Below are 22,394 nucleotides of genomic sequence, written 5' to 3'. Positions count from 1 at the left end.
TCTACGTGAAGGCCTTCTGGACGGAGCCGCCGCCGTCGAGGCGGACCATGTTGCGCAGCATCTGGCGCATCTGGGTATCGGCGCCCGTGACGTCGATGACGACCCGCACGGTGCCGCCCCCGCCGGCGGCGGCGCGGGCGAGCGGGGTGACGGTCGCCCCGCCGGGCAGGCTGAGGAGCTCCGGCCCGGCCTCGCCGACCAGCACGGTGCCGGCCCCGGTGATGTGCCCGCCGGCCGCGAGCATCGGGATCTTGGGCAGGGAGAAGCCCTGCCCGCCGACGCCGGGAATCCAACTCGGCAGCGTGAACGACAGCTTGCCGGCCGTCCTGTTCCACAGGGACGCGATCTGGTTGAAGCCCCACCGGAAGGGGGCGGTCAGGATCTCGCCGAGGGTCGCGAACCCGGAGGCGATCTTGCCGGGTAGGCCGGTCAGGAAGTCCAGCACGGTCGACGCGCCGGCCTTGATGCTGTCCCAGTTGCGGGTGATCGCCAGCACCGCCCACCCGATCGGCCCGGTCAGGATCCCGAGCAGCAGCGGCCAGTTCTGGGAGACCCAGTCCCACACCCACTTGATGCCGGACCAGACGACGCGCCAGGCGCCGGTCACGATGTCGCGGAACGTCTCGGAGCGCTGCCACAGCAGCACGACGGCGGCGACCAGGGCGACGACCGCGATGATGATCAGCGAGATGGGGTTGGCAGACATCGCCGCGTTCCATGCCCACTGGGCGGCGGTGCTCACGGCCTGGACGCCGGTCCAGACTGCCTGGGCGGCGGTCCACGCCATCGTGGCGCCCTGGACCAGCAGGATCGCCCCGGCGATGACGCCCAGCGTGATGGCGATCGGCTGGAGCCACGCCGAGTGCTCCTGTCCGAAGGCGATCAGCGTGGCGCCGACCTCCGCCAACTTCACGGTGGCCTCGCGCTTGAAGCGTTCGATCGCCGCCGCGGGATTGTCCCCGACCGTCTGGGCCATGTTGTCCGCCGCACCGGCGACTTGGCCGATGGCGGACGTCGCCGAGGACGGGTCGAGGGCCAGCAACGCTTTCTGCATGTCCTCGGCCTTGGTCCCGAACAGGGCCAGCGCGATGCCCGACTGTTCGACCGGGTTCTTCACGGCGCGGAGCTTGTCGAAGACCTGGTCCAGCGCGGTGGCGGCCCCCGGCCCGCCCTCAATGAACGCCCGCTGCATCTCCTTGGCGTTCAAGCCGAGTGCCTTGAACCCCTCCGCGCTCGCCTTGGACCCGGACTGGGCGATCAGCGTGAACTCCTTCAGCGAGTCCGCGACGGTGTCGGCATCGCGCGCGCCCGCCTTGAGGCCTTGCGCCAGCAGGCCCGTAGCGGTCTGCCCGTCGAGACCGAGCTGCCGGAACTGCGTCGAGTACTCGGTGAGCGTGTCGATGTAGTCGCCCGACTTGTCCACGCCGCCCTGGAAACCGGCGGTGATGATGTCGAAGGCCTGCTCGGCGTCCTTCGCCAGGCCGGTCTTGATGAGCTGGCCGACCGCCGCCGTCGACCCCGCGACGTCGACATCGAACGTCTTGGACAACGCGAGCGCTTTGGTGGTGATCTTCTCCAGGCCGGCGCCCGCGGCGTCGCCGCCGATCTGCTGCACGACGCCCTTGATGGCCTCGTTGACGTCCGCCGCCGACTCGCCCCACGCCTGCTTGTAGATGTTCGCGGACACCTTCGACAGCTCGGCGGCGCGCTCCGTGCCGACGCCGAGCTGCGCCTGGAGTTTGCTGCTGGCGGCGGACATGTCGAGGGCGCTGGCGACGCCGACGCCGAGCGCCCCGGCGACGCCCGCGGAGATGCCGGCCGCCGCCGTGCTGAGCTTCTCCTTCATCCGCCCGAGCGTCTCGGACGCCTGGTCCTTGGCGACCAGGTTGAACACGAGTGAGGTGTCCGATGCCACGAGGGGATCACCTCACCTTCTGCGAGTCGCGGCCTGGTTGGCCTCGTCGACGTGCTTCTCGTAGGCGTCGATCCAGGCGTGCAGCTGCTCCGCCTCCTCGACGGTGAGCAGGGGCCACTCCCAGGGGCGGACGCCGAGCAGGTGTGCGGCGTCGCCGAGTCGCCTCAGCCGGCGATCGGCGGCAGGGCTTTTCCCTCGGGCTCCTCGTAGGCCTCGGCGATCTCGGCGTCGAGCTTGGCGAGGACTGCGGCCCGGTGGTCGGCCGGGACGTTCTCGGCGGCCTCGGCGCGGATCTCCTCCAGCTCGGCCTTGCTGTGCTCCAGGGTCAGTTCGTCCCAGGCGAAGTCGACGTCGTCGAAGCGCGTCGTCGGGTGCTCGCGCTTGAGGAAGACGAACAGCAGGGCCCTGCGGCACAGCGAGTTGCCGGAGATGACGGCCTTGGTGAAGTCGCTGAAGTCGCGGCCGGTGAGCTTCTCCAGGCGCTCGCGCTCGGCCGACATGAGCTTGGTCGGCTGGTACTTGAAGCGCTGGGGCTCGTCGCTGCCCTCGGGCTTGTAGACGAGGTACATGGTGGGGTCTCCTATCGGGCCCGGTCGGCGATCCGCCGGGCCGTTGCTTCCATGGCTTCGTGGATGGCCTGGCGGTAGCGGGCGGTGTCGCCCTGCATCGCGCGGTCGAACCAATCCGGTTTGCCGCGCTGGGTGCGCCAGACGTCGCGGCCGAAGATCTGCACGCGCCAGCCGCCCGGCCTCTGGGTGCGCTTGGGCGCGTTGGGGAAGTCGCGGATCCCCCGGATCTTGCGGGCCTTGACGCGGGCGCCGGACCAGCGGCCGCCCAGCTTGACCTCGGGCTTGATCTTCTGGGCGATGGCCGAGCGCAGCGCGGGGGACTCCGTCATGCTGGCGGACATCGACATGATGCCCGTCTTGGCCTGCTGCGCGGCCGGCTTGAGGGCCTCGCGGAGGTTCTTCGCGAGGTCCTTGCGCAGGGCCTTGCCGTCCTCCTCGGCCTTGAGGGCGGCCGAGAGGGCGTCGAACCCCTCCAGGCTCACCGAGACGTCGACGGGGTTGCGGCCGGCCATCAGGCGGTGGCCCGGACGACTTCGCCCGAGGTGGGGTAGCTGACGCCGACGGTCGCCTCGTCGCCGACCGACCCGCTGATCGGCTGCCACTCCTTGATCAGGATGTTGCCGGTGTACCTGGGGTTGGAGGCGCTGGCGGCGGCCTGGGTGGGGCGGACCTCGAAGGTCACCACGCTGCCGAGCAGCGGCCACATGATCGAGTCGAGTTTGGTAGCGGCGAAGTCCTGGAGGAACTCGCACCCGAGGGTGCCGGACTTGAGGCCGCCGATGAGCAACTTCCAGCCGTTGGAGGCGAAGTGCGTGACGTCCTTCTCCTCGACCTCGACGGCGAGCTCCGCCTTCTTGGTGAACTCGTTGAGGACGTTGCCGGCGATGTTGAGGTACTCGCCGGTGAGGACCATGGTGGGCATGTGGGGGTTCCTTTCAGGCGAGGCCGAGGGCGGCGACGAAGGTGAACGAAGGGCCGGTGCCGGCCACCGTCCAGGCGACGCGCCACCAGGTGTCGGTGACCGGGCCCGGGACGGCGAGGGCCTGGCCGTCGAGGCCGGTAGCGGCGGTGAACGTCGCCCGGGTGGTGGGGTCGGCGAACGCGGCGCTGTCGTCGGACTCGATGCGGACGGTGATCGAGGGCCCGGCTCCGGCCGCCGAGAGGACGTGCAGCGCGGCGTAGAGGGCGCGGCCGTCCGGGACGGCGCCGAGCTGGAGGGCGGTGCCGGCGCCGCTGCTGGAGCGGGCGGTGCCGGGCGGGTGGGCGATCTGCCCGCGCGCGGTCAGGCCGCTGCCGGATCCGCTGCTGCTCCAGGGGGCGAGGTCGCCGACCTGCCCGCCGAGGGTGTAGTCGGCGCGCAGGGCCTGGGTGAGGTAGGCGAGGGAGCCGACGGTGGCGAGGTGGGGGCAGATGGTCCAGGGGCCGACGCCGCCGAGCTGCGCCCAGGCGGCGTCATCGATGAGGCCCGGGTCGCCGGCCTCCCAGAGACCCTCGGCGCTGACCTTGCTGGAGCCGAGGCCGCCCTGCACCCGTTTCCACCCGCCGCTGCCGTAGGTGGTGCGGTCCTTCTCCTCGACCTCGGTGGTCAGCTCCACCTTGTTGGAGGCGCTGGTGAGGTCGGCGCCGCCGGTGAACAGGCGTACGTCGGTCAGGACTTGGGCGCTCATTAGGTCCTCCCGTCGCCGATGACGCGGATGGTCATCTCGGCGCCGACGTACTGGACGCCGGCGTGCTCGTACCAGCGGTAGCCCTGCACGCGTTCGACCCGCAGGTCGTGGGCCAGGCCGCCGAGGGCGTACTCGCCGGGGGCGCCGCGGGCCGCCTCGATCGCCTGCTTGAGGCTGGCCGGTCCGGCGCCGGACAGCAGGGCGTCGAGTAGCTGCTGGGCGGCGCGGTCGTCGCCGCGGCCGACCAGCACGCGGCAGGTGATCTCCAGCTCGTCGAGCCCGCGGCCCATGGTTTTGTCGAAGTCGACGTTCACCTCGGCGGTGAAGAAGTGGGGCTCGGCGATGCTGTCGGGGGTGTAGCCGGTGGCGGTGAGTGCGCCGGTGCCGGGCGGTAGGACGACGGTTGCGGCGGCCGCGGCGATGGCGGCGCGGATGGGGGCGATCTGCATCGGGGGCTCCTCTCGGGTCAGGCCATGCCGGGCAGGACGAACGGCTTCATCAGGGCGTCGACGTCGGGGTCCACCCGGCCCAGGCGCATCACGCCCCACTCGGCCGACCCGGCCACGCCGTCGGGGCTGTCCTTGCGCCGGAACAGGCGGTTGGCCTGGATGAGGGTGGCCTGGGCGACCTCGTCCGGGACGGCCGGCCAGCCCCACCGGGCGGTGACCCGCACCCGCTGCCGGGCCCCGGCGGGCCAGGGCGCGCCCAGGCGCAGCAGGGAGGTGACGGGCCGGCCTTCGTCGAGGGCGTCGGTGGGCTCGGGTTCGATGTCGGGGGCGGTGCTCCAGGCGCCGGTGGTGCCGGTCTCGACGACCAGGCCGTCCAGGGTGCCGATGTCGGCGGTCAGCAGGTGGCCGCCGTCGGCGTCGTCGAGGGTGCGCCCGCGCGGGTTGAGGATGCGGGCGACGGGGGCGGGGTCGAGCCAGAAGCGGCGGCCGGCGATCTTCTCGACGCCGCGGCTGGCGGCCTGGAGGGCCTGGGTGAGCAGGTCGTCCCGGTCGGTGTCGGTGATCTTCAGGGCGCTCTTGAGGGTGCCGAGGGGGACGTAGACCGGGTCGGTCATCAGAGCGCCACGACGCGCGGGACGTACGCCACGGGGGTGGGGGCGGCGATGGTGGCGGGGGCGGTGGTGGTGAGGGCGGCGCCGCTGGAGCGGGTGAGCGGGACGTCGCCGGCGACGTAGCCGGCGACGGCGCCGAGGAGGGTGGCGGCGCCGAGGAGGCTGGGCGGCGCGGTCGCCTTGACCATGATCGCGGCGTGGTAGATGCCGGTGCGGGTGATCTGCGCCGGGGCCTGGAGGGGCAGGGTCTTGGCGGTGTTGGCGGCCCAGGCGGCGGTGAGCTGGTCGGCGGACTGGCCGATCAGCGCGGGGGTGGCCGCGTCGTCGTAGAGGGCGTACCACCAGTTGGTGGGGGTGTCCGCCGCCGTCGAGCCGGACTTGAACGTCAGCGAGGTGACGGTGTCGCTGGCCTGGAGGTAGAGGGCGGTGGACAGCATCACCTGTGAGGTGAGGATCGCGAAGTCCGAGACGACGGCGTGGCGGGGGAGGTTGGAGCGGGGCTGGGCGCCGGCGTTGAGCAGGCTCTCGGGGTTGCGGACCGGGTACTTCCCGGAGACGAGGGGCATGTCACTTCCCTCCGGTCTTGCGGGCGGGCGCCGGGCGCAGGGCCTCGCGCAGGCGGCGGGCCTCGGAGAGCGCGGCGACGGCGGCGACGTCGCGGCCGGCGTCCTGGTGGGTCTTGGCCTCGGCCGTCAGGTCGGCGGCGCGCTCGGCGACGGCGGCCGTGACGCGCTTCACCTCGGCGGCGATGTCGTCGGCGCGGGCGGAGCCGCGGGCCTTCGCGCCCGCCAGCTCGTTGCGGTAGCCGGCCAGTTCGGCCAGCAGGTCGTGCGACACGGGGGTCCTCCAGTCCTCGGGAGCGGGGGCGGGCGCGCCGGGTGCGCGCCCGCCCGGGTGGGTCAGAAACCGGCCTGCGGGATCACGCCGGTCCCGGAGATGACCGACACGGACTCCGGCCGCCGGTCGGCCATGAACGCGAAGTAGTTCCAGACCTGGAAGCGGACCTGGAGGGTGCCGGAGAGGACCTCCTGGAGGACGCGGGTGCGCATGCTGCCCTCCCACAGGTAGAGGTCGGAGGTGCGGGCGGTGATGATCCGCGACTCGTTGGTGCCCGCGCCGAGGTTGCTGGGGATGTTGCCGTCGAGCAGCGTGGGCAGGGAGACGATCCGCCCGGCCGGGCCCTCGGCGACGGCGCCGGTCTGGAGGGCGGCGATGTTGAAGCCGGTGCCGGGCTCCACCTGGACCAGGGGGCGGCCGGCGGTGTCGAGCTGGGAGACGATCCAGTACCAGAGCGAGGGGGTCATGAAGGTGGCCAGCGCCGGCAGCTTGCGGTTCTTGGCGACCTGCGAGGCGGCCTGGGCGAAGACCGGCCACATCTCCGGCAGCGTCGGCGTCGCGTCGGTGTAGGTGACCGAGTTGATGCCGGGGGTGTTGAGGATGCCCCGGGCCTGGCCGGCCGCGCCGGATCCGGCGATCACCTGGACGTCGATCTTCTGGTTGTAGTCCGCGATGAGGTCGGCGAACATCACCTCGTCGAAGGCGATGGGGCTCTGGTCGAGCAGCTGCATGGCCACGTCCTGCTGACCGGCGACGGTGCGCACCGGCGCGGTGACGCTGGTGTCCGTGAGGTCCTGGCTCGTGACGGCGGCTCCGTCGGCGGTCTGCACGCCGGTGGCCGTGCCGGTGGCGATCTTCGGCAGGCTGATGCTGTCGGTGCCGGACGGCAGCGGCATGTTGCGCACGCTGTTGGCGATGGTGCGCCCGAACCGCGGCAGGTCGATGTACTGGTCGACCATCCACAGCGGCGGCACGAAGTAGCCGCCCTGCCCGTCGGTGCGGTTGGGGGCGACGCGCCGCTCGAACGCGGACTCGGCGGCCCGCTCGTTGACGCCTTCCAGTCCGCGCACGGCGCCCTCGGCGGCGGCGTCGAGCCGGGCCTGGCGCTTGGGCAGCTCGACGTCCAGCTCGGCGGCGTGCCGCTGGAGGCGGTCGCGGGCGGCCGCGTGGCCGCCGTCGCCGTCGCCGCGGCCGAGCTCGGCGCGCGCGAGGTCGAGGAAGTAGGAGTGCGCCCCGGTCCGGTGGTAGGTGACGGGCTCGGAGACGATCCGGGCGCCGGCGGTCGGGCGGCCGGTGCCGAGGGTGGCGCGGAGCTCGGCGGCCGCGGCGGCGCGCTGCTCCTCCTCGTCGAGGTCCTGGAGCTGGGTGCGCGCGGTGTCGAGGTCGGTGTCGACGACCCGGATGGCTTCGCGCTTCTCGGCGAAGGCGCGCTGCTCGTCGGCGGTCAGGTTGCGGTCGGCGGCGCTCGGCGCGGCGAGGACGGCGTCGAGCTCCGTCTTCAGCTGGGCGCGCTGCTCCAGCAGGGCCTCGATGCGCCGGCGCAGGTGGTCACGCATGGGGGTGTCCTCTCGGGTCACGGTGAAGGGGTGGGGTGGTGCTGCGTCCGGCGCGGGTGGTGGTCCAGGTGGCGGCCCGGGCGGGGCTCCGGCGTGGACTCCGGCGCGTGCTGGGGGCAGTGGTCTACAGGGCGAGGGCCTCGGCCTGGGCGAGGTAGAGCCCGAGCGGTGCACCGGCCGCCGGGGCCGGGGCGGCGAGGCGGGCGCCGAGCCGCTCGTAGAGGGCGCGGGCGTCGTCCTCGGCGAGGCGGTCGAGCGCGGGCAGGTCCAGCCCGCGCAGGGAGACTGAAGTCGCGGGGTTGGCGCCGAAGTTCACGACGCTGACGTCGCCGCGGTGGAGGTCGACTTCCAGGATGTCGCGCTGCGCCCAGTCCGGGGACCACTGCTGGCGCGTCACGCGGAAGGCGAAGCTCATCTCGTCGACGTCGCCGTCCTCCAGGGCGGCGAGCATGTCGCGCACGTCGCCGCGCGCGGGGTTGACGGTGGCGGCCATGTGCAGGCCGGTGGAGTCCTCGGACAGGCGCAGGGTGCCGGCCTTGGTGTAGGCCATGGCCAGGCCGCCGTGGTTGAGGAGGAGTTGCACCTGGGGGGTCTCGGCGAGGGTCTTGCCGAAGGCGCCGCGGCGGACGACCTCGTTGTACTCGCCGGCCCAGTCCCACATCTGGAATGGCTGGTTGACGACGGAGGCGTAGCCCTCGACGGTCACCGGGCCGGTGCCGTCGCTGTCGGGGGCGGTGCGGACTTCCAGGTCGACGCGCCAGGCGCGGCGTTCGATGCCGGCGGGGCGGGCGCGGTCGGTGATGTCGGGCATGGTCAGCCCTCCTCGGGTGCGGGCGCCGGCGGCGGCGCGGTGGTCGGGCCGTTCGGCTGGTCGCCCCACGGGACGGGCCCGGAGTCCTCCAGGACGCGGACCTCGTTGACGACGGCCCACTGGTTGCGCAGGGCGATCTCGTGCGCCCGGTAGCGGGTCAGCAGGTCGGTGCGCACCAGGGAGTCGCGGTTGAAGCGGACGTACTGCGGCTGCGGCAGCAGGGAGGACAGGAGTCTCTCCAGGCGGACCAGCCACGGGTTGATGGCGTAGGTCAGCAGGTCCAAGCTGCGTTGTTCGACGTTGGAGTAGGTGAGGGAACCGCCGGTCTCGTAGCCGAAGACGTCGGCGTAGCCGGGCCCGTAGATGCGGCAGCACTCGGCCGAGCTGTAGCCCATCGTCTCCAGGAACTGGGACTCGTTGGCGGGGACCGAGATGGCCTCGTACTTCCAGCCCTTGCCCATGACGACGGGCTCGCGGGTGCCGCGCAGCGCGGCGAGGAACCGGGCCTTGACGGTGGCGGCCTGCTGCTGGTCCAGGGCCGTCTCGGTGTTGGTGAGCAGGGCGGAGGGGTGGCCGCCGTCCTCGAACCAGGCGGCGCCGAACCGGGCGGCGGCCAGGCCGGTGCCGATCGTCAGGGCGTGCATGCCGATCGGGGACAGGCCCATGAGGTGGCCCGGGACGGGGAACACCCGCTTGTGCCAGACGCTGGAGGCGTCGACGCGGCGGCCGTTGATCAACCACTCGTAGGTGCCGTCGTCCAGGCGCAGCGGCCGGACGTCGTCGGGGTGGTGGAGGACGACCTGGGTGGGCGTGCCCGCCGGCGAGCGGGCCAGCACGGTGCCGACCTGGTTGCCGCGCGTCATCCACGAGTAGAGGGCCTGCCACAGCCAGTCGCCCGTGCCGTGTCCTTCGCCGCCGAGGTCGAGCAGGTAGCCGGGGGTGGTGATCGACTTGGGGCCGTCGGAGGTGTTGCGGAAGCAGTCGATCGGCATCGTCTCGATGGCCGAGCACGTGAGGTCGATGCACGCCCAGATGGCGACCTGCTGAAGGGAGGCCTCGGCGCGGGAGAGGTCGATGGCGGCGTAGCTGGTCGAGCCGGTCTCGGCCGGGCCGGGGATCGGCCGCTCGGAGAACGCGGCGGCGCGGTGCTCGCGCCCGGGCCGGGCGCTGCGGCCGAACAGCAGGCTCACCGGTCATCACCTCCTGGCTGGTCGCGGCGGGGCGGGTAGCGGTCGGCGACGCGGTCGGCGAGCAGCAGCGCGCCGGCGGTGATGAGGCCGGCGGGCGGGTAGATCAGCCAGGCGCCGGCGGAGATCAGCAGGACGGCCAGCAGGCCGGGCGCGTTGTCGAGCAGCCAGGCGGCCGCGCGGCCGGCCGGGCCGGCCAGCTGGAGGAGGAGGTTCTTCACCAGACGTTCGCCACCGGGTCGTAGGGGTCGTCGATCGCGGGGAGCCGGGCCAGCAGGGCCCAGCGCGCCAGCGTCACGGCGACCAGCGGAGTGATGTCGGTCTGGGCGTTGCGGCGGTGCCACGCCCAGGCGTCGCCCAGGGGGCGGGTGCGGGCGCCGTTCACCGCGGTGGTGAGCGGGCCCTGGTCGACGTGGACGACGGTGCCCTGCCGGATCGCGTCGGCGAGCTGGCCGCACGCCGCCACGACGTCGCCGGTGCGCGGGATCAGCAGGTCGCCGCGCTCGGGGTGCTCCGGGTCCTCGGACACGCTGATGCCGATGTCGGCGAGGTCGTTGACCAGGGACCCGACCGGGCCCTTCGCGTCGAGGGTGACGACGACCGGCCGCCACAGCTCGGCGAGCCGTTCGAGCGCGGCCGTCACCCAGTCGGTCCCGGGGCGGCGCTCGACGACCTCCAGGTGGATCCGGCCGTCGGGGCGCCGCGAGGCCGAGGCGATCGAGGCCCAGTCCCGCAGCGGCGAGACGTCCACGGCGAACGCGACGTCGCGCACCGGCCGCGACTCCTCGTCCATGACCTTGGGCCACTGCGCCTTCGGGACGTTGGGGTCCTCGGGCGGCGTGTGCTTGCGGGTGCGGTTGAGGTAGGCGCGGTCGAACTCCGCCACGTCCAGGCGCTCCAGCTCGCCGCGGACGACGTCCTCGGTGACCGTGTGCCCGAGCGCCGGCATGCAGCTGTACCAGGTGGCCGGGTCGGTGCGGTCCAGGTGGTCCGGGGCGAACCACTCGAAGTAGGCGACCGACGGCCACTCCCCCGACGCCCACGCCCGCTCGATCAGCTCACGCCCGGACCTGCGCTTCTTGTTGAGGAAGGTCGAGCGCTCGGTGCCGCCGGCCGACGCCCACCACAGCTGAGCCATCGGCCGGGTCAGCATCGCCGGGGAGAACGCCTGCTCCAGGCGGTCGTCCTCGTGCGCGAACGCCTCGTCGATCACCCCGAGGTCCAGGGGCGGGCCGTGGCCGGCCTTCTCGGTGTTGGCGGTGATACCCAGCTTGGACCGCGTGCGGGTCCAGATGATCGCCTCGTTGCCGTTGCTCTTGCGCGTCGTGAACTTTCCGCGCAGCTTCGGGGCGCCCTCCATCGCGGTGAGGAACTCGTCCTCCCACCGGATGCGCGCCATGCCCCTGGTCTGCGCCGCGTAGACGACGTTCTGCCGCGGCCACGCCATGATCCGGTGGAGCATCAGGGTCAGGATCTGGTCGGTCTTGCCCTGCTGACGCGGCACCGACAGCCCGACCTCGCGGTAGGCGAACCGGCCCGTCGCCGGGTTGATCTCCAGCCCGACGTCCAGGGTGTAGCGCTGCCACGGCATCGGCGGGTGGCCGAGCGCCTCCATGGCGCGCGCCGCTTTCCCGCCCAGGGTCGGCCAGTCCAGGCGCCGCGGCGGCCCCCAGTACGGCGGGCAGCGCAGCGCGTACAGCTCCATGCACTGCTCGGCCAGCTCACTCGGGGGTACCCAGGTCTCCGAGGTCGTCATCGTCATCCGCGACCCCCCGCCCGTCGACCAACTGCTTCAGCGTCGAGCGCAGCTCCCGGTTGAGGGCGGGCACCTGCCGGCCGTCCTCGCCGCCGCCGGCGTCGAGCTCCACCGCGAGCCGGATGGCCATGGCCGCGAGCGAGGCCTCGACGCCGAGCAGGTCGCCGAGCGCCTCGATGTCCTCGCGCACGGCCTCTTCGATGGGTCCGGCGGAGCGCGCCATGACGCCCCCCTTCCATGATCATCCGGCCTGGGATCACGCCGGGGGGAGAAAAAGAAAAGCTGGGCGCGAGGCCAGCCGGCGGCCCCGGCTCAAAAATCGGAGAGGGACGAGCCGGCCTTCGCACCGACCTCGACGAGATGAGCATCGAACGTCGGAACGAGCTGCTCCGAGGTGAGGCGGTCGCCCAGCTCGGCGCCGCAGCTGCACCACAGCGCGCTCGGGCCCGGCTCGAACAGGGCCCAGCCCTCCGGGGTGCTGCCGGTCAGCACCGCCTCGCGGTGCACGCCCGGCCGGTGGTCCGTCGTCATGCTGCTCCCTCCGGCGGCGGGCCGGCGTACCAGTCGACCGAGGTCCGCATCGCGACCGCCGCGAGCGGCTTGTCGCCCTTCTCGTTGTTGCACTTGCGCCCGCACGTCGGGCAGCCGTCCACCCCGTGGATGGGGGCGAGGTTCGTCGGATCCAGCCGGGGGCCGCCCTTGGACACCGGGATGATGTGGTCCGCGGTATCCGCGCCGCCGTGCCCGCACAGGATGCACACGTCCGACTCCCGCAACACCTGCGCCCGCATCCGCCGGTACGCCCGGTGCCCCAGCTCGCTGCGCCCCGCCACCGCTACCCCTCGGTGGGAAGGTCGTCGGCGTCAGCGTCGTCGTCGGCGTCGGCCTGGGCCGCGCGGGCGGGGACGATCTCGTTGAGGAGCAGGCGCTTGAACGCGTCGCGCCCGGGGTCCTTGACGGACAGACGGACCTTGATTCCGTCGGCGGTCCGGGTGCTGGCGGCGGCCGGCGGGATGACGCAGCCGTCCGTGCCGTGCTCGGGGTCGACGAACACCCGGGGGCTGATCGTGCCGCCGGCGGGCGGGCGCTGCGGGCGCGGGTCGTCGACGACGTCCACGTAGGCCGTGGCGGTCAGCGGCTCGCCGTTGTCCCGGGCCCAGATTCTGCCGGTCGCGCTGCGCACCAGGACGGTCAGGCTGATGACGTCCGTGGAGATGTAGACCGAGGAGATCGCATCGGCGGGCAGGCCCAGCAGGCGCAGTGCGGCGCGGACCTGCTCGCGGGTCACCGTGTCGGGCACGCCGGCCGGGACGCTGGGCGCAGCGGGGGGTTGGTGCTGGTCGTCGGTCATGGGCTGTACCTCCGCCGGGGAACGGCGAAGGGCCCCGCAGCAGCGCTGCGAGGCCCTTCGTGGTGGTCCTGTTCACCCGGTTTTGGACACACGGGTGGTGCCAAGATCGTTGCATCGCGTCACGGCGAGCGTCAAGCGGACTTCTGCCGGGGCCGGGGCTGCCAGGCCTCGACGAGGGCGAGGGCCTGGTCGGCGTCGTACTCGGGGTACCGCGCGGACCCCCCGATCCGGACCAGGCGGCGGTGGAGCACCCAGCCCCGGACGGTTGAGGCGGGCACGCCCAGCGCCTCCAGCTGGGCCCGGGTGATCCGGCCGGGGAGCGGGACCCGGTCCCGGGGGCCGGTCGTCACTCGGGGTCCCACCGGCCGAGGAGCGAAAGGGGATCGGGGTGGGTGGGCGCCGGCCCCATCGCCTCGGTGATGATCAGCGAGCGGGCGGCGGCGAAGTCCTCGTCTGTCGGGGTGCTGCCGGCACACAGGCCCTGCGCCTGGACGAGGAGGGCGTCCGCCCGCTCGGGTGCGAGGCCGAGCGCCCGTGCCGTGGAGCGGAGCTGTGCCCGCTTGAGTTCCCGGTCAATGGCGGCCCGGAGTCCCGTGCGGCACGCAGAGGCGATGAAGCTGAGGATCGGTCGGTGACTCATGCGTCCGCCTTGGCACGGCCGGCACCGGACGGGCGGCAGAGCTGCGTGATCCGGGACGGGTCACGGCCGTCGGTCTGGGCGACGAGGTCCCGGGCGACGCCGCCGGCGCGCAGTCGGCGGACCAGGTCGTCGCGCTCACCCTCAACGCGGCGCAGCGCGGCGGCGCGGGCGGCGGCGCGGGCGAGGTGGGGGAGCGCGCTCACGTCCAGGGGTGAGCCGTCGTCAGGGACCGGCGCCCAGTCCGCGAAGATCTTGCCGGCCATCTCGATGTGGTGGGCGGCGTCGCCGGGGTCGCGGCGGGTCTGGAGGGTCGAGCCGAGAGCTATGCAGGTGGGGCCGGGGGCCGGGGTGAGCGGGCGCAGCAGGCGGCGGCCGCCGGAGGGGAGCCGGGTCACCTGCCCGGCGGCGTAGGTGGTGTGGTGGGCGGGTCCTCCCACGTGGTGGGGGGTGGGGGCGTCGGTGATCTCCAGGAGGAGAACGGGCGTTCCGTCGGGAGCGGTCTCGACGTCCCAGAGAGTGGCGTGGCCGTGGGTGGTCCAGGGGCCGGCGATGCCGGTCATGCGGGCGGTGTAGACACCGCCGATGGTGAGAGTGCTCACGGTGGGGCTGCTCCTGTGGGTGAGGGCGCTCACCCGGTGGGGGTGAGCGGTGTCGACGGGGGTCAGGCGGCGAGCTGTCCGGCCTCGGCGCGGGCGTGTTCGAGCGCGCGGCGCAGCTGGAGCCACTGGAGCGGGCCCCACGCTGCGCCGCACCGGGCGCAGCGCACGTGAGCGGCGCCGTGCGGGAGTTCGAGGCGGCCGCCGCACGGGGCGCTGTCGCCGGGGCGCGGGTCGGGGTGGTGCCCGACGACGGTGGGGCGGTCGGTGAGGCGGTCGGTGGGGGCGACGTGGCGGGTGGCCGCAGCGTGCAGCTGGCGGACCTCGCGGGCGAAGTCGCCGGCGGCGGGCCAGTCCAGACGGATGTAGCCCATGTGCTGGTGGAGGCCGCGGGCGGCGCGCAGCAGGCGGCCGTCCGGGTGGCCCCAGGGGTCCGGCCAGTGCAGCTCCAGGTCCTCGTGCAGAGCCTGACGCCAGGTCTCCAACACGGTGACGGCGCCGCCCGGCCCGATGAGGTCGAGGACGTCCAGGTCGACCGGCAGCGGGGCGTCGGCCGGGGCGGTGGGGCGCGTGCCGAGGCGGTCGGCCGCCTGGGCGGAGGGGCGCAGGTAGGCGGCGAGGGCGGCGTAGAGGGGCGGGAGGTCGGCGAGGTGCCGGCCGAGGCGGGTGGCGCACGGGGTGCAGAGTCGACCGGCGGTGTCCCGGGGGCAGAGCTGGCAGGCCACGGTGGGCTCCTCCTGGTGGTGCGGGCCGCCCGGCCGGGAAGGCCGGGCGGCGGGCGGGATCAGTAGCCGCAGGTGCGGTAGATCCGGTCGTGGGTGCGGTTCGTGCAGTCGGGGCCGCAGGTCGGGCACTTCGGCAGCGGGTCCGCGCAGTTCTCGCACAGCAGCCGGCCCTCGTCGGTCTGCTGCCAGCCCATGGCCTTGGCCTCGCTGACGGCCTCGGCGGCGGTGTCGAAGTGCAGCAGCATCTCGTCGCTGTTGGTCACGCTGATCGTGCAGTTGTCGCACTTGGCGCTGACGCAGGTGTGGGTGGTGGTCGCCACGGTGGCGGCTCCTTGGGAGGGGGCTCGGTGCCCGGTGCGGGTGATGTGCGGCTCGGCGCGGAGCCGCGCGTTCTCGGCCTCCAGTCCGCGGGCTCGGGCTCGGGCTCGGCGGGCGGCGCGGTTCGGGCGGGGCAGCTCCGCATCGGGGAGGGTGTCGGAGACGACGGTCTCGACCCGATCGACGGTGATGATCCAGGTGACGCCCGGTCGGGGCGTGTGCTCGCGGGTCACGGCCACAGCTCGTCGGGGTTGGCGGGCAGGAGGTCGCTGCGGCGCAGCGGGATCCCCTTGGCGGCGCGCATCCGGTCGGTGTCGATGTCGATCAGGCCGAGTTCCAGCAGGTGCAGCAGGCCCTCCCGGAGGACGTGGTCGACGATGGCCGCCATGGTGAGCGTCGGGTCCTTGTAGACGCCGGTGTCGCTGATGGCCCAGTCGGTGGCGGCGGAGTGGGCGAGGCGGAGGAGGCGGGCGGCGTCCGTGCCCTCGCCGGTGTCGACGGGGATGCGGGGCCACGGGCCGAACGCCCGGGCGGGAAGTGCCGGCTTGACGCGTGGCCGGGCGGCCTCGGCCTGGTCGCCGGTGCGGGCGTCGGGGGCGGTGTCGAGGGCGGCCTGGGCGGCGGCGGCCCAGGCGCGCTGGATGCGGGGACCGAGCCCGTCCCAGTCCGGGATGGGCTGTCCGTCGTGGGTGAGGCCGCCGGTCTCCAGGCCGTAGGCGATGAACGCGGCGAGAGCGGGCGAGCGCGGGTCGTCGGTGGCGGTGACGTGGGAGTTGAGTCGGCGGCTGATCCACTCGGCGTCGCTGTCGGCGACGTGGGCGCCGGCGGGCCGTGCGACGGTGATCCGGATCGGCTGGCCGTCGCCGTCCCGGTCCGGGTCGACGTGGGCGTGCCAGGTGCCCGAGGCGGGGGGCCGGTGCCCGTCGGGGCAGTGCGGGCAGGGCTGGTGCTGCATGGTTCCTCCAGTGGTGGGTGCTCGGCGTGTGGTGCGGCTGATGGGCGGCTCTGGGGCGAGCGGGTGGGTATCGAGACGGCGCAGCATGATCCGCGCGTCCGCGTTCCAGGCGGCCTGGGTGGGGCGGGGGCGGGGGATGTGTGCGGTGCGGGCGCGGCGGGCCCGGCGGCGCAGGACGACGATGCCGACCAGGGCGGCCGGGGCGCAGACGGCGAGGACGATCCACGCGGGGACGGTCACGAGCTGCTCCTGGGCGTGATGGTCCAGCCGCCGCCGATCGGGGTGATCTTGGCGGCCTGGGCGAGCGGGGCGCACGGCCACCAGTCGCCGCAGTGGCAGACGGGCGGGCCCCAGGGGTCCGGGCGGCCCGGGATGGTGGTCGGGGTGTGCTCGCGGATCGTGGTGTCGGGCACGGTGGTCTCCTCGGTGGGTCAGGCGGTCAGGCGATGCCGTGCCGGCTCGCCCAGTCCGCGTCTGCGGCGCTCTCGCGGGCGAGGCGGCGGGCGGCGAGCTGCTCGCGGTAGGCGCGGCCGATGTGGGCGGCGTCCGGCTCGGCGGGCGGGACGGCGGCCGCGGCCTGGCACAGGGCGCACGGCAGGGTGGTCGCGCGGTGGGCGGGGCAGAAGCGGCGCGGCGCCGGGACGGCGGCCGGCGCCGACGCCGGGGCGGGGGCCGGTCGGGGCGCGGGTACGGGGCGCGGGCGGTGCTGCGCCCGGCGGGCCGCGGCGGCCTCGCGGGCCTGGTCCAGCTGCTTCACGCAGGTCCGGCAGTCCGCCTGGCGGGCGGTGTCCCAGCCGGACTCGCAGCACGGGTCGTCGCAGCCGCGGCGGACCAGGCCGCGTCGGACCAGCCAGCCGTACGGGCGCCGGACGTCGTCCGGATCGGCGGTGGCCCAGCGGCGGGCGAGGCGGTCGGCGACCCGCTGGACATCGTCGACGTCCTCGATCGCCCGCCCGATGGCGCGGGCGGCCTCCCGCTGCTCCCAGCGGCCCATCCGGGCGACCAGGCCGGGGGCCTGGGCCAGGACCTGGTAGGCGGCGGCGGTGATCAGCAGCGGGGGCATGGGGGCGGTTCGGGGTTCCGGCGCAGCCGATGCGCGGCCGGGCCCGGCGGCGGCCTCGCGGGTGCTCGCGGGCGCGCCCGTGACGCGCGGTACGGCGGTATCGGCTCCGCCGGACAAACCAACCCCGACGGCGCGGGGCCTGTTGAAGAGATCTTGTTGGGAGGAGCTTGTTCGTCCGGTCGATCCGGCAGGGGTGGTCGCGGTCGATCCGGCAGGGGTGGTGACGGTCGATCCGGCAGGGGTCGCGGCCAGCTCGTCGAGGTCGAACAGGGCGATCTGGCCGTCGATCTCGGCGTGCGGCGCGGGCGCTGGCGGGGCGCAGCGGCGGGACTTGGTCTGGCGGGGCAGCGGGACGTCGAGGAGGAGCTGGGTGGGGACGCCGGCGATCGGGGCGTGGTGGACGGTGTAGCGGGCGGCGCGGCCGGAGGAGTCGGCCCGGGTGATCCAGCCGTCCGCGACCAGGTCGGCGACGGCGGCCCGGGCCTCCTTCTCGCCGACGCCGGCCAGCCTGGCTATGAGGCCCATGCTGGTGGGCTCGTCGAGGTGCGAGCGGACGGACAGCACGCAGTAGACGGAGAAGTGGCCGCCACTGAGGGTGTTGCGGGCGTAGGCGCTGACGCACACCCACAGCACGTCGTCGTCCTCGGAGGGCAGGACGAGGACGCGCGCGGACGTGCCTCCCGAGCGCTGGACCGAGCGGAGCATGCCGAGTGCCTCTGCGCGGCGCAGGCCCTTGCCGACGGTGTCCGGGTGGAGGTCGAGCGCCTCGCCGAGGGTGCGGTCGGCGGCCCAGCAGTAGCCGTCGCGAAGGCGCGCGTAGTCGCCGGTCAGCATGATCGCGCGCAGGTGATCGCCGGTCACCTGCGCGACCCAGTGGTGAGGGACCCGGCTCCAGAACGGAGAGGAGACGGGGGAGGTGGTGTCGGGCGCCGGGGTCTGCCCGGTGCCGGTGGACGGATCGGGCTGGACGGCGGCGGCGACGGCGACGGCGGGCCGCGGCATGGTGCTCCAGGTGGTCCGGGGGTGGTGCCGGTGGGCGCGGGACGGTGCCGCCGCGCCCACCGGCCGTACAGGGGCGGGTGCCTACTGCTGCTGGCGGTAGCCGGCGGCGTCGAGCGCGGCGGCCAGGCCGTCGGCGTCGTCGACATCGACACCGGCGCGGGCGAGGACGGCGCGCAGCACCGCCTGCCGGGCCTCGATCGGCGCGTCGTCGAACAGGGCGTCCTGCCGGGGGTCCCGCCGGGTCGGGCGGCCGTCGCGGTCGAGGTAGTACGTGCTCGCCGGCGTCTCGCCCTTGGGTGCTTTGAGGACCGTGGACATGGCGACGGACAGCGGCCCGTCCTCGACGGCGCCCTTCGGCGGCTCGACGACGATCAGCAGCGCCAGCGACCCCTTCTTGCGGTGCTGGGCGACGGCGCCGAGGAGCTGGTGGAGCTCGGCGCTCGCGGCGTCGTGCACGCGGCCGCCCATGTGCTGGGCGAGGACCTCGGCGAACGGGGCAGGGTCGGGGACGTCGACCACGCCGGTGTGCAGGTCGACGTGGGCGGTGGTCGGGGTGGTGCTCATCGGGCGTCCTTGTATCCGGCAGCGTTCAGGAAGTCGGTGAGGTGCGTGGCGAGGTGTTCCGGCCCGGAGCGCTCGTACGGGTGGCGGTACCGCAACAGCGCATCCACGAGCACGTCGTGCAGGCTGCGGGTTGGCACGCTCGGGGCCGGCGCCGGGGTGCGGGTCTCGGACGAGGTCTGGACCCACTCGTCGTAGTCGGCGAGGTCCATGCCGGACGTCGCGGGCGAGCCGAGCGCGGTCGCGGCGGCGAGCGCGAGGGTGGCGTGCACGCCGGCCTCGGCGACCAGGTGCGCGACGTTCTCCGGAGAGCGGTCCTCCTCCCAGGCCATCAGGAGGCGCTGCTGGGCGAACCGGTAGTGCTCGGGGCCGGTGACGGGCCCGGAGAAGGGCAGGGTGTCAGCGGCGGCGGGAACGGGGGGCAGGGGCATGGGTGTCCTCTCGGGGGCGGAGGGGGCAGGTGGTGAGGTGTTCGGGCCCGGTGACGTGGACCAGGTGCCGGACGGCGGCCGCGCCGAGCGCGGCATCGCGGTGACCGCACGGGCAGTCGTAGTCCGCGGTCGGGGGCCGATGCGGCCCGTACGGGGGGCCGGACCCGAACACGACGTGCAGCCCGACGAGGAGGTCGCGGGTCGTGCCCGGGTCCGGGGTCATCGGCGGGACCGGACCGGTCTGGGGCCGTCGGCGACGGCCCGGGCCGGAAGAGCGACCAGGTCGTCCTCGGCGTGCTCGGCCTGCCAGGCCTGCTGCGCCCGCGCCAGCCGGGCCTCGGCGACCAGCTGCTCGATCCACGCGGCCACGACACACAGAGCCGCGATGATGCACAGGGCGAGGAGCCAGCGGAGCATCAGATCTCCTCCGCGGTCCGCCGCAACCGGATCGGGACGACGTAGTACTCGGTGTTCGCACCGTCGGCGGAGAGGTACTCCTCGCCGTCCGGGGCGTCCTCCTCCACCGGCGCCCAGGCCATCCGCGCGTCCGGCTGCTGGTCGATGGCGTCGAGGAGACAGCGGCCCTGCGCGACCTCTCGGGAGGTGTAGAGGCCGAGCGGCTCGGTGTCCCACTCCGCCCGGTACACCGTCAGCGGCGTGGTGCGCAGCAGGCCGGCCGACTCCAGCGCCCGCACGATCGCGGCCGGCGTCGGGTCCTGGCCGAGCTGCGCCTGGACGACGAGCTCGGCGGTGTGCACGATGTGCTGCTCGCCCGTCACACCGTCACCTCGGTGGGGCGCGACAGGATGGTGGTCTCCAGGCTGACGTCGACGCCGTCGATGGTGCACGTCGCGGTCACGTAGGTGTAGCCGCCGCCGTGCACGGTCCGCGCGGCCGGCACGCCGAGCATGGAGGCCCACGCCTCGACGGCGGGGCCGTCGTCGAGCGCGTGCGCGATGACGACAGGCCGAGGCGCATGCGGGGTGTTCTCGACAGTGACCGACCGGGGCGCCGGCTGGAGGCGCTCCGTCAGCCGCCGCGCGACGTCGTGCGCGGCGGCGAGCCGCGCGTGCGCGCTGGACTCGGAGGTGAGCGGCACCGGCCGCGCCTGGAGGACCTCGATCTGCTGCTGCGCCTCCTGGACGGCGCGGTCCTGCACGACGATCTCGGCCACGAGCTCCCGCAGCACCGGCAGCACGGTGCGCAGCAGGCGGTGTGCCGTGCGGCGGGTGCGCTGCGCCCAGGTGAGCGCGCGGGGAACGATGGTGTCGAGGTCGCCCGTGTAGATGGCGGCGAGGCGCTCCACCGACGGGGAACCGTCGGTCGAGCGGACGCCGGCGAGGACGGCGACGGCCTGGTCGCGGGTCATGGCGGTCGTCTCGTTCATGCGGGCACCGCCACCGGGGCCGTGACGCGGTGCGGCGCGTACGCGGAGATGGTCACGGACACGTCGCCCTGGACGATCGTCAGCCCGTACTCCAGGCCGCCGGCCACGCGAACCGCCGACATCGCGGCGGCCGGGATCGCGTCGCGCCACGCGTTGAGGGCGACGACCGCGTCCGGGCCGACGAACTGGGCCTGGACGGCGCCGTCCGGTGTGACGGTCCACTCGGGCGCCGGCGCCCGCCGGATTGCCGCGGCCTCCAGGAGCCGCAGCATGGTGCGCAGCGCGGCATGCTGCGCCCGGAGGGCGTTCGGGCCGGTACTGTTCTTCATCGGGTCCTACTTCCGTGTGAGTGGTGGGTAGGGCCGGGCCGCCGCCCCTGGAGTCGATGCCAGGGCGAGCGGCCCTTGTGTTTACGTCGCGGTTTGAGCTGCCTGGGAAGCGAGCCGGACCCTGACGTACTGGCGGATCTCGTCGGTGCGGTCGCCGTCGGCGGGCCGAGATACGCGGACAACAGCCAGGCCGGCCGCACCACCGAGAGCCCGCAGGATGGCTTCGACGTCGTCGGGACGGCCGTCGAGCCGGATGCGCGCGGTGCTGGCGGGCGCTGCGCCCGGGGGAGACGGGCGAGATGTCACCGTCAGCCCGCCGTCCGACCGGCCTTGCGGGGGACCAGCGCGCCGGGCAGTCCATTCGGCGCGACGGGCGCCGGGGTGTGGGTGTGCATCCGGCGGATCGCCTCGATGTCGTCCGCCGAGAAGCGGACCTCTCGGCCGTACTTCTGGTGGGGCAGGCGCTTGATGCGCCGGCGCAGCCAGCTCTCCTCGATGCCGAGGTACTCCGCCAGCTCGGCGTAGTTGAGCGGACGGACCAGAGTGAGGGTGGTCATGGGAGCGGCCTCCTTTCTCGTGCCGCGCGAGGCCGCTCGATGACGATCGATGTCACTCGGTGCGCCTCACGTTCCGGAACGGAGCATAACCGTTCTCAATCGAGAACACCACGGCAGGGGCAGATCCGCGTTCGGGTACGGAACCGATCTTTGGCGAGATCACGTGTCCGCTGGCACAGCGGCGCCTGTAGCGTGTCCGGGGACGGGCACGCCCCACAGGCCAGCCCGAGTACCCGCCTAGGGCAGCGGACGGCGGGGAAGCGCGCGAAGGAGGAGCCATGCCAGAGGCCAGGACCAGCGACCCCTCACCCAGGCTCGGGCCACTGTCAGCCCTGGTGAGTGATGCCCTGACCCGTATGAGCTTCCGAGAGCTCGCCGAAGCGGCGGTGGACCCGGAGTCGGGCTACGTCCCAGGGTTGAGCTATCTGAACAAGCTCTCGAAGGGAAAGATCACGAGAGCCCCCGAGCCCCAGGTGCTCCGCGCTCTCGCCACCGGCATCAGACTCCCGCTGCGGCAGGTGCAAGCGGCAGCCGCCGAGGAATTCCTGGAGTACATCCCGACGGAACTGGCGGACCTCCCGCCGGACGTGAGGGCCATTGTCGGACACCTTGCTGACATGGACCCGACCGATCTACCTCGAACCAGGGCGGTGATCGAGGCGCTCATTGCAGCAGAGGATGAAAAATCTCGCTCAAGAAATGTTTAAATCTAAGCAATGCTGATGCGGAGCAGATACCTCCTGTTTTCGCCCCTCGAACGGGTGTACGTTCGATCCCGGCCTCGCGAAACAGGGCGGCACGGCCGCCGGGCAAGGGGGTTGTGTGGAAACCGTGGAGACCGTGTCTGCCCTGCTCGATGACGGCGCCCCCGTCTCGATCTTGGTCATCCGGGGCCGGCTCCTGCTGCTGACCGACCCCCGGGTGGTGCCGGGTGCCACCGCGACCGAGGCTGCAAGGCTAGTCGGGCGGTGGATGACGGACACCGGCACGACGCCGGACCGCGCAGCGGAAATCCTCGCCTCGCGCGTACGCCAGATCGCCGCCGGCGCCCTCACGCTCCCCCAGGCATCCGGCCACGCCGCAGCCTGACCCAGACAACGCCGCTGCGCCCCGCTCGTCGA

The 22,394-nt window shown here is 73.6% G+C and carries 35 protein-coding genes; 2 read left to right on the top strand and 33 right to left on the bottom strand.

Annotated elements, in window-relative coordinates; translation table 11 throughout:
- Position 1: 1 nt before the first annotated feature.
- The 33 genes from ACFU74_RS08240 to ACFU74_RS08080 all read right to left on the bottom strand — a co-directional run bounded on the left by ACFU74_RS08240 (position 2) and on the right by ACFU74_RS08080 (position 21,273).
- The gene (locus tag ACFU74_RS08240) at positions 2-1,915 is read right to left on the bottom strand and encodes a phage tail tape measure protein (protein ID WP_380753622.1); all 1,914 of its coding nucleotides are present in this window, start codon (positions 1,913-1,915) and stop codon (positions 2-4) included.
- Positions 1,916-2,079: 164 nt separating this feature from the next.
- Positions 2,080-2,484, bottom strand: coding sequence for a hypothetical protein (locus ACFU74_RS08235; RefSeq protein ID WP_380753619.1), 405 nt, complete (start codon positions 2,482-2,484; stop codon positions 2,080-2,082).
- Between the two features lie 11 nt (positions 2,485-2,495).
- On the bottom strand, positions 2,496-2,996 hold the full coding sequence (locus ACFU74_RS08230) for a hypothetical protein (RefSeq protein ID WP_380753617.1): 501 nt from the start codon (positions 2,994-2,996) through the stop codon (positions 2,496-2,498).
- Positions 2,996-3,406, bottom strand: a complete 411-nt coding sequence (locus ACFU74_RS08225; RefSeq protein ID WP_380753614.1) for a phage tail tube protein — start codon at positions 3,404-3,406, stop codon at positions 2,996-2,998. Before ACFU74_RS08225 ends, ACFU74_RS08230 begins: the two co-directional genes overlap by 1 nt.
- A gap of 13 nt (positions 3,407-3,419) precedes the next feature.
- Positions 3,420-4,151 carry a hypothetical protein gene (locus tag ACFU74_RS08220; protein WP_380753612.1) on the bottom strand — a complete coding sequence of 244 codons (732 nt, stop codon included), beginning with the start codon at positions 4,149-4,151 and terminating at the stop codon, positions 3,420-3,422.
- Positions 4,151-4,600 carry a hypothetical protein gene (locus tag ACFU74_RS08215; protein ID WP_380753609.1) on the bottom strand — a complete coding sequence of 150 codons (450 nt, stop codon included), beginning with the start codon at positions 4,598-4,600 and terminating at the stop codon, positions 4,151-4,153. Before ACFU74_RS08215 ends, ACFU74_RS08220 begins: the two co-directional genes overlap by 1 nt.
- Before the next feature lie 17 nt (positions 4,601-4,617).
- Entirely contained in the window at positions 4,618-5,214 is a 597-nt protein-coding gene (locus ACFU74_RS08210; RefSeq protein WP_380753607.1) for a phage gp6-like head-tail connector protein, read from the bottom strand.
- Positions 5,214-5,777: a hypothetical protein gene (locus ACFU74_RS08205; RefSeq protein WP_380753604.1), complete on the bottom strand. Its 564-nt coding sequence runs from the start codon at positions 5,775-5,777 to the stop codon at positions 5,214-5,216. Before ACFU74_RS08205 ends, ACFU74_RS08210 begins: the two co-directional genes overlap by 1 nt.
- Before the next feature lies 1 nt (position 5,778).
- The gene (locus ACFU74_RS08200; RefSeq protein WP_380753602.1) at positions 5,779-6,048 is read right to left on the bottom strand and encodes a hypothetical protein; all 270 of its coding nucleotides are present in this window, start codon (positions 6,046-6,048) and stop codon (positions 5,779-5,781) included.
- Positions 6,049-6,110: 62 nt separating this feature from the next.
- Positions 6,111-7,604: a phage major capsid protein gene (locus ACFU74_RS08195; RefSeq protein ID WP_380753599.1), complete on the bottom strand. Its 1,494-nt coding sequence runs from the start codon at positions 7,602-7,604 to the stop codon at positions 6,111-6,113.
- Positions 7,605-7,728: 124 nt separating this feature from the next.
- Positions 7,729-8,415: an HK97 family phage prohead protease gene (locus ACFU74_RS08190; RefSeq protein WP_380753596.1), complete on the bottom strand. Its 687-nt coding sequence runs from the start codon at positions 8,413-8,415 to the stop codon at positions 7,729-7,731.
- A gap of 2 nt (positions 8,416-8,417) precedes the next feature.
- Entirely contained in the window at positions 8,418-9,605 is a 1,188-nt protein-coding gene (locus ACFU74_RS08185; protein ID WP_380753594.1) for a phage portal protein, read from the bottom strand.
- Positions 9,602-9,823, bottom strand: coding sequence for a hypothetical protein (locus tag ACFU74_RS08180; protein ID WP_380753591.1), 222 nt, complete (start codon positions 9,821-9,823; stop codon positions 9,602-9,604). The genes ACFU74_RS08185 and ACFU74_RS08180 overlap by 4 nt, the downstream gene beginning before the upstream one ends.
- The gene (locus tag ACFU74_RS08175) at positions 9,820-11,364 is read right to left on the bottom strand and encodes a terminase (protein ID WP_380753588.1); all 1,545 of its coding nucleotides are present in this window, start codon (positions 11,362-11,364) and stop codon (positions 9,820-9,822) included. Before ACFU74_RS08175 ends, ACFU74_RS08180 begins: the two co-directional genes overlap by 4 nt.
- The gene (locus ACFU74_RS08170) at positions 11,324-11,581 is read right to left on the bottom strand and encodes a hypothetical protein (protein WP_380753585.1); all 258 of its coding nucleotides are present in this window, start codon (positions 11,579-11,581) and stop codon (positions 11,324-11,326) included. The genes ACFU74_RS08175 and ACFU74_RS08170 overlap by 41 nt, the downstream gene beginning before the upstream one ends.
- Positions 11,582-11,670: 89 nt before the next feature.
- Positions 11,671-11,889: a hypothetical protein gene (locus tag ACFU74_RS08165; protein ID WP_380753582.1), complete on the bottom strand. Its 219-nt coding sequence runs from the start codon at positions 11,887-11,889 to the stop codon at positions 11,671-11,673.
- A complete protein-coding gene (locus ACFU74_RS08160) occupies positions 11,886-12,191 on the bottom strand; it encodes an HNH endonuclease (protein ID WP_380753579.1) in 306 nt (101 codons plus the stop codon). Before ACFU74_RS08160 ends, ACFU74_RS08165 begins: the two co-directional genes overlap by 4 nt.
- Before the next feature lie 2 nt (positions 12,192-12,193).
- Positions 12,194-12,709 (bottom strand): hypothetical protein, encoded by a 516-nt coding sequence (locus tag ACFU74_RS08155; protein WP_380753576.1) that lies wholly within the window; start codon positions 12,707-12,709, stop codon positions 12,194-12,196.
- Between the two features lie 131 nt (positions 12,710-12,840).
- Positions 12,841-13,059, bottom strand: a complete 219-nt coding sequence (locus ACFU74_RS08150; protein ID WP_380753573.1) for a hypothetical protein — start codon at positions 13,057-13,059, stop codon at positions 12,841-12,843.
- On the bottom strand, positions 13,056-13,349 hold the full coding sequence (locus tag ACFU74_RS08145) for a hypothetical protein (RefSeq protein ID WP_380753570.1): 294 nt from the start codon (positions 13,347-13,349) through the stop codon (positions 13,056-13,058). Before ACFU74_RS08145 ends, ACFU74_RS08150 begins: the two co-directional genes overlap by 4 nt.
- Positions 13,346-13,948, bottom strand: a complete 603-nt coding sequence (locus tag ACFU74_RS08140) for a hypothetical protein (protein WP_380753567.1) — start codon at positions 13,946-13,948, stop codon at positions 13,346-13,348. Before ACFU74_RS08140 ends, ACFU74_RS08145 begins: the two co-directional genes overlap by 4 nt.
- Before the next feature lie 62 nt (positions 13,949-14,010).
- Positions 14,011-14,670, bottom strand: coding sequence for a hypothetical protein (locus tag ACFU74_RS08135; protein WP_380753564.1), 660 nt, complete (start codon positions 14,668-14,670; stop codon positions 14,011-14,013).
- Between the two features lie 59 nt (positions 14,671-14,729).
- The gene (locus ACFU74_RS08130) at positions 14,730-15,221 is read right to left on the bottom strand and encodes a hypothetical protein (protein ID WP_380753562.1); all 492 of its coding nucleotides are present in this window, start codon (positions 15,219-15,221) and stop codon (positions 14,730-14,732) included.
- Positions 15,218-16,183, bottom strand: a complete 966-nt coding sequence (locus tag ACFU74_RS08125; protein WP_380753559.1) for a hypothetical protein — start codon at positions 16,181-16,183, stop codon at positions 15,218-15,220. The genes ACFU74_RS08130 and ACFU74_RS08125 overlap by 4 nt, the downstream gene beginning before the upstream one ends.
- Entirely contained in the window at positions 16,180-16,356 is a 177-nt protein-coding gene (locus ACFU74_RS08120) for a hypothetical protein (RefSeq protein ID WP_380753557.1), read from the bottom strand. Before ACFU74_RS08120 ends, ACFU74_RS08125 begins: the two co-directional genes overlap by 4 nt.
- Before the next feature lie 26 nt (positions 16,357-16,382).
- The gene (locus ACFU74_RS08115) at positions 16,383-18,008 is read right to left on the bottom strand and encodes a hypothetical protein (protein WP_380753554.1); all 1,626 of its coding nucleotides are present in this window, start codon (positions 18,006-18,008) and stop codon (positions 16,383-16,385) included.
- 81 nt (positions 18,009-18,089) lie between these two features.
- Entirely contained in the window at positions 18,090-18,572 is a 483-nt protein-coding gene (locus ACFU74_RS08110) for a hypothetical protein (RefSeq protein ID WP_380753551.1), read from the bottom strand.
- Positions 18,569-19,000 carry a hypothetical protein gene (locus tag ACFU74_RS08105; protein ID WP_380753548.1) on the bottom strand — a complete coding sequence of 144 codons (432 nt, stop codon included), beginning with the start codon at positions 18,998-19,000 and terminating at the stop codon, positions 18,569-18,571. Before ACFU74_RS08105 ends, ACFU74_RS08110 begins: the two co-directional genes overlap by 4 nt.
- A gap of 219 nt (positions 19,001-19,219) precedes the next feature.
- Positions 19,220-19,417 carry a hypothetical protein gene (locus ACFU74_RS08100; RefSeq protein WP_380753545.1) on the bottom strand — a complete coding sequence of 66 codons (198 nt, stop codon included), beginning with the start codon at positions 19,415-19,417 and terminating at the stop codon, positions 19,220-19,222.
- Entirely contained in the window at positions 19,417-19,779 is a 363-nt protein-coding gene (locus ACFU74_RS08095) for a hypothetical protein (protein ID WP_380753542.1), read from the bottom strand. Before ACFU74_RS08095 ends, ACFU74_RS08100 begins: the two co-directional genes overlap by 1 nt.
- A complete protein-coding gene (locus ACFU74_RS08090) occupies positions 19,776-20,387 on the bottom strand; it encodes a hypothetical protein (protein ID WP_380753539.1) in 612 nt (203 codons plus the stop codon). Before ACFU74_RS08090 ends, ACFU74_RS08095 begins: the two co-directional genes overlap by 4 nt.
- Positions 20,384-20,716, bottom strand: coding sequence for a hypothetical protein (locus ACFU74_RS08085; protein WP_380753536.1), 333 nt, complete (start codon positions 20,714-20,716; stop codon positions 20,384-20,386). The genes ACFU74_RS08090 and ACFU74_RS08085 overlap by 4 nt, the downstream gene beginning before the upstream one ends.
- 308 nt (positions 20,717-21,024) lie before the next feature.
- Complete coding sequence (locus tag ACFU74_RS08080; RefSeq protein WP_380753533.1) at positions 21,025-21,273, bottom strand: helix-turn-helix domain-containing protein; 249 nt, start codon at positions 21,271-21,273, stop codon at positions 21,025-21,027.
- 278 nt (positions 21,274-21,551) lie between these two features.
- Here ACFU74_RS08080 and ACFU74_RS08075 point away from each other — a divergent pair, with 278 nt between their 5' ends.
- Complete coding sequence (locus ACFU74_RS08075; protein ID WP_380753530.1) at positions 21,552-21,980, top strand: hypothetical protein; 429 nt, start codon at positions 21,552-21,554, stop codon at positions 21,978-21,980.
- Positions 21,981-22,095: 115 nt separating this feature from the next.
- On the top strand, positions 22,096-22,362 hold the full coding sequence (locus ACFU74_RS08070) for a hypothetical protein (RefSeq protein WP_380753527.1): 267 nt from the start codon (positions 22,096-22,098) through the stop codon (positions 22,360-22,362).
- Positions 22,363-22,394 lie beyond the last annotated feature (32 nt).

Source organism: Kitasatospora sp. NPDC057500 (assembly GCF_042802195.1).
Classification (GTDB): Bacteria; Actinomycetota; Actinomycetes; order Streptomycetales; family Streptomycetaceae; genus Kitasatospora.
Note: the sequence above shows the minus strand (reverse complement) of the source record. Positions and strands in the feature narration are given on the sequence as shown.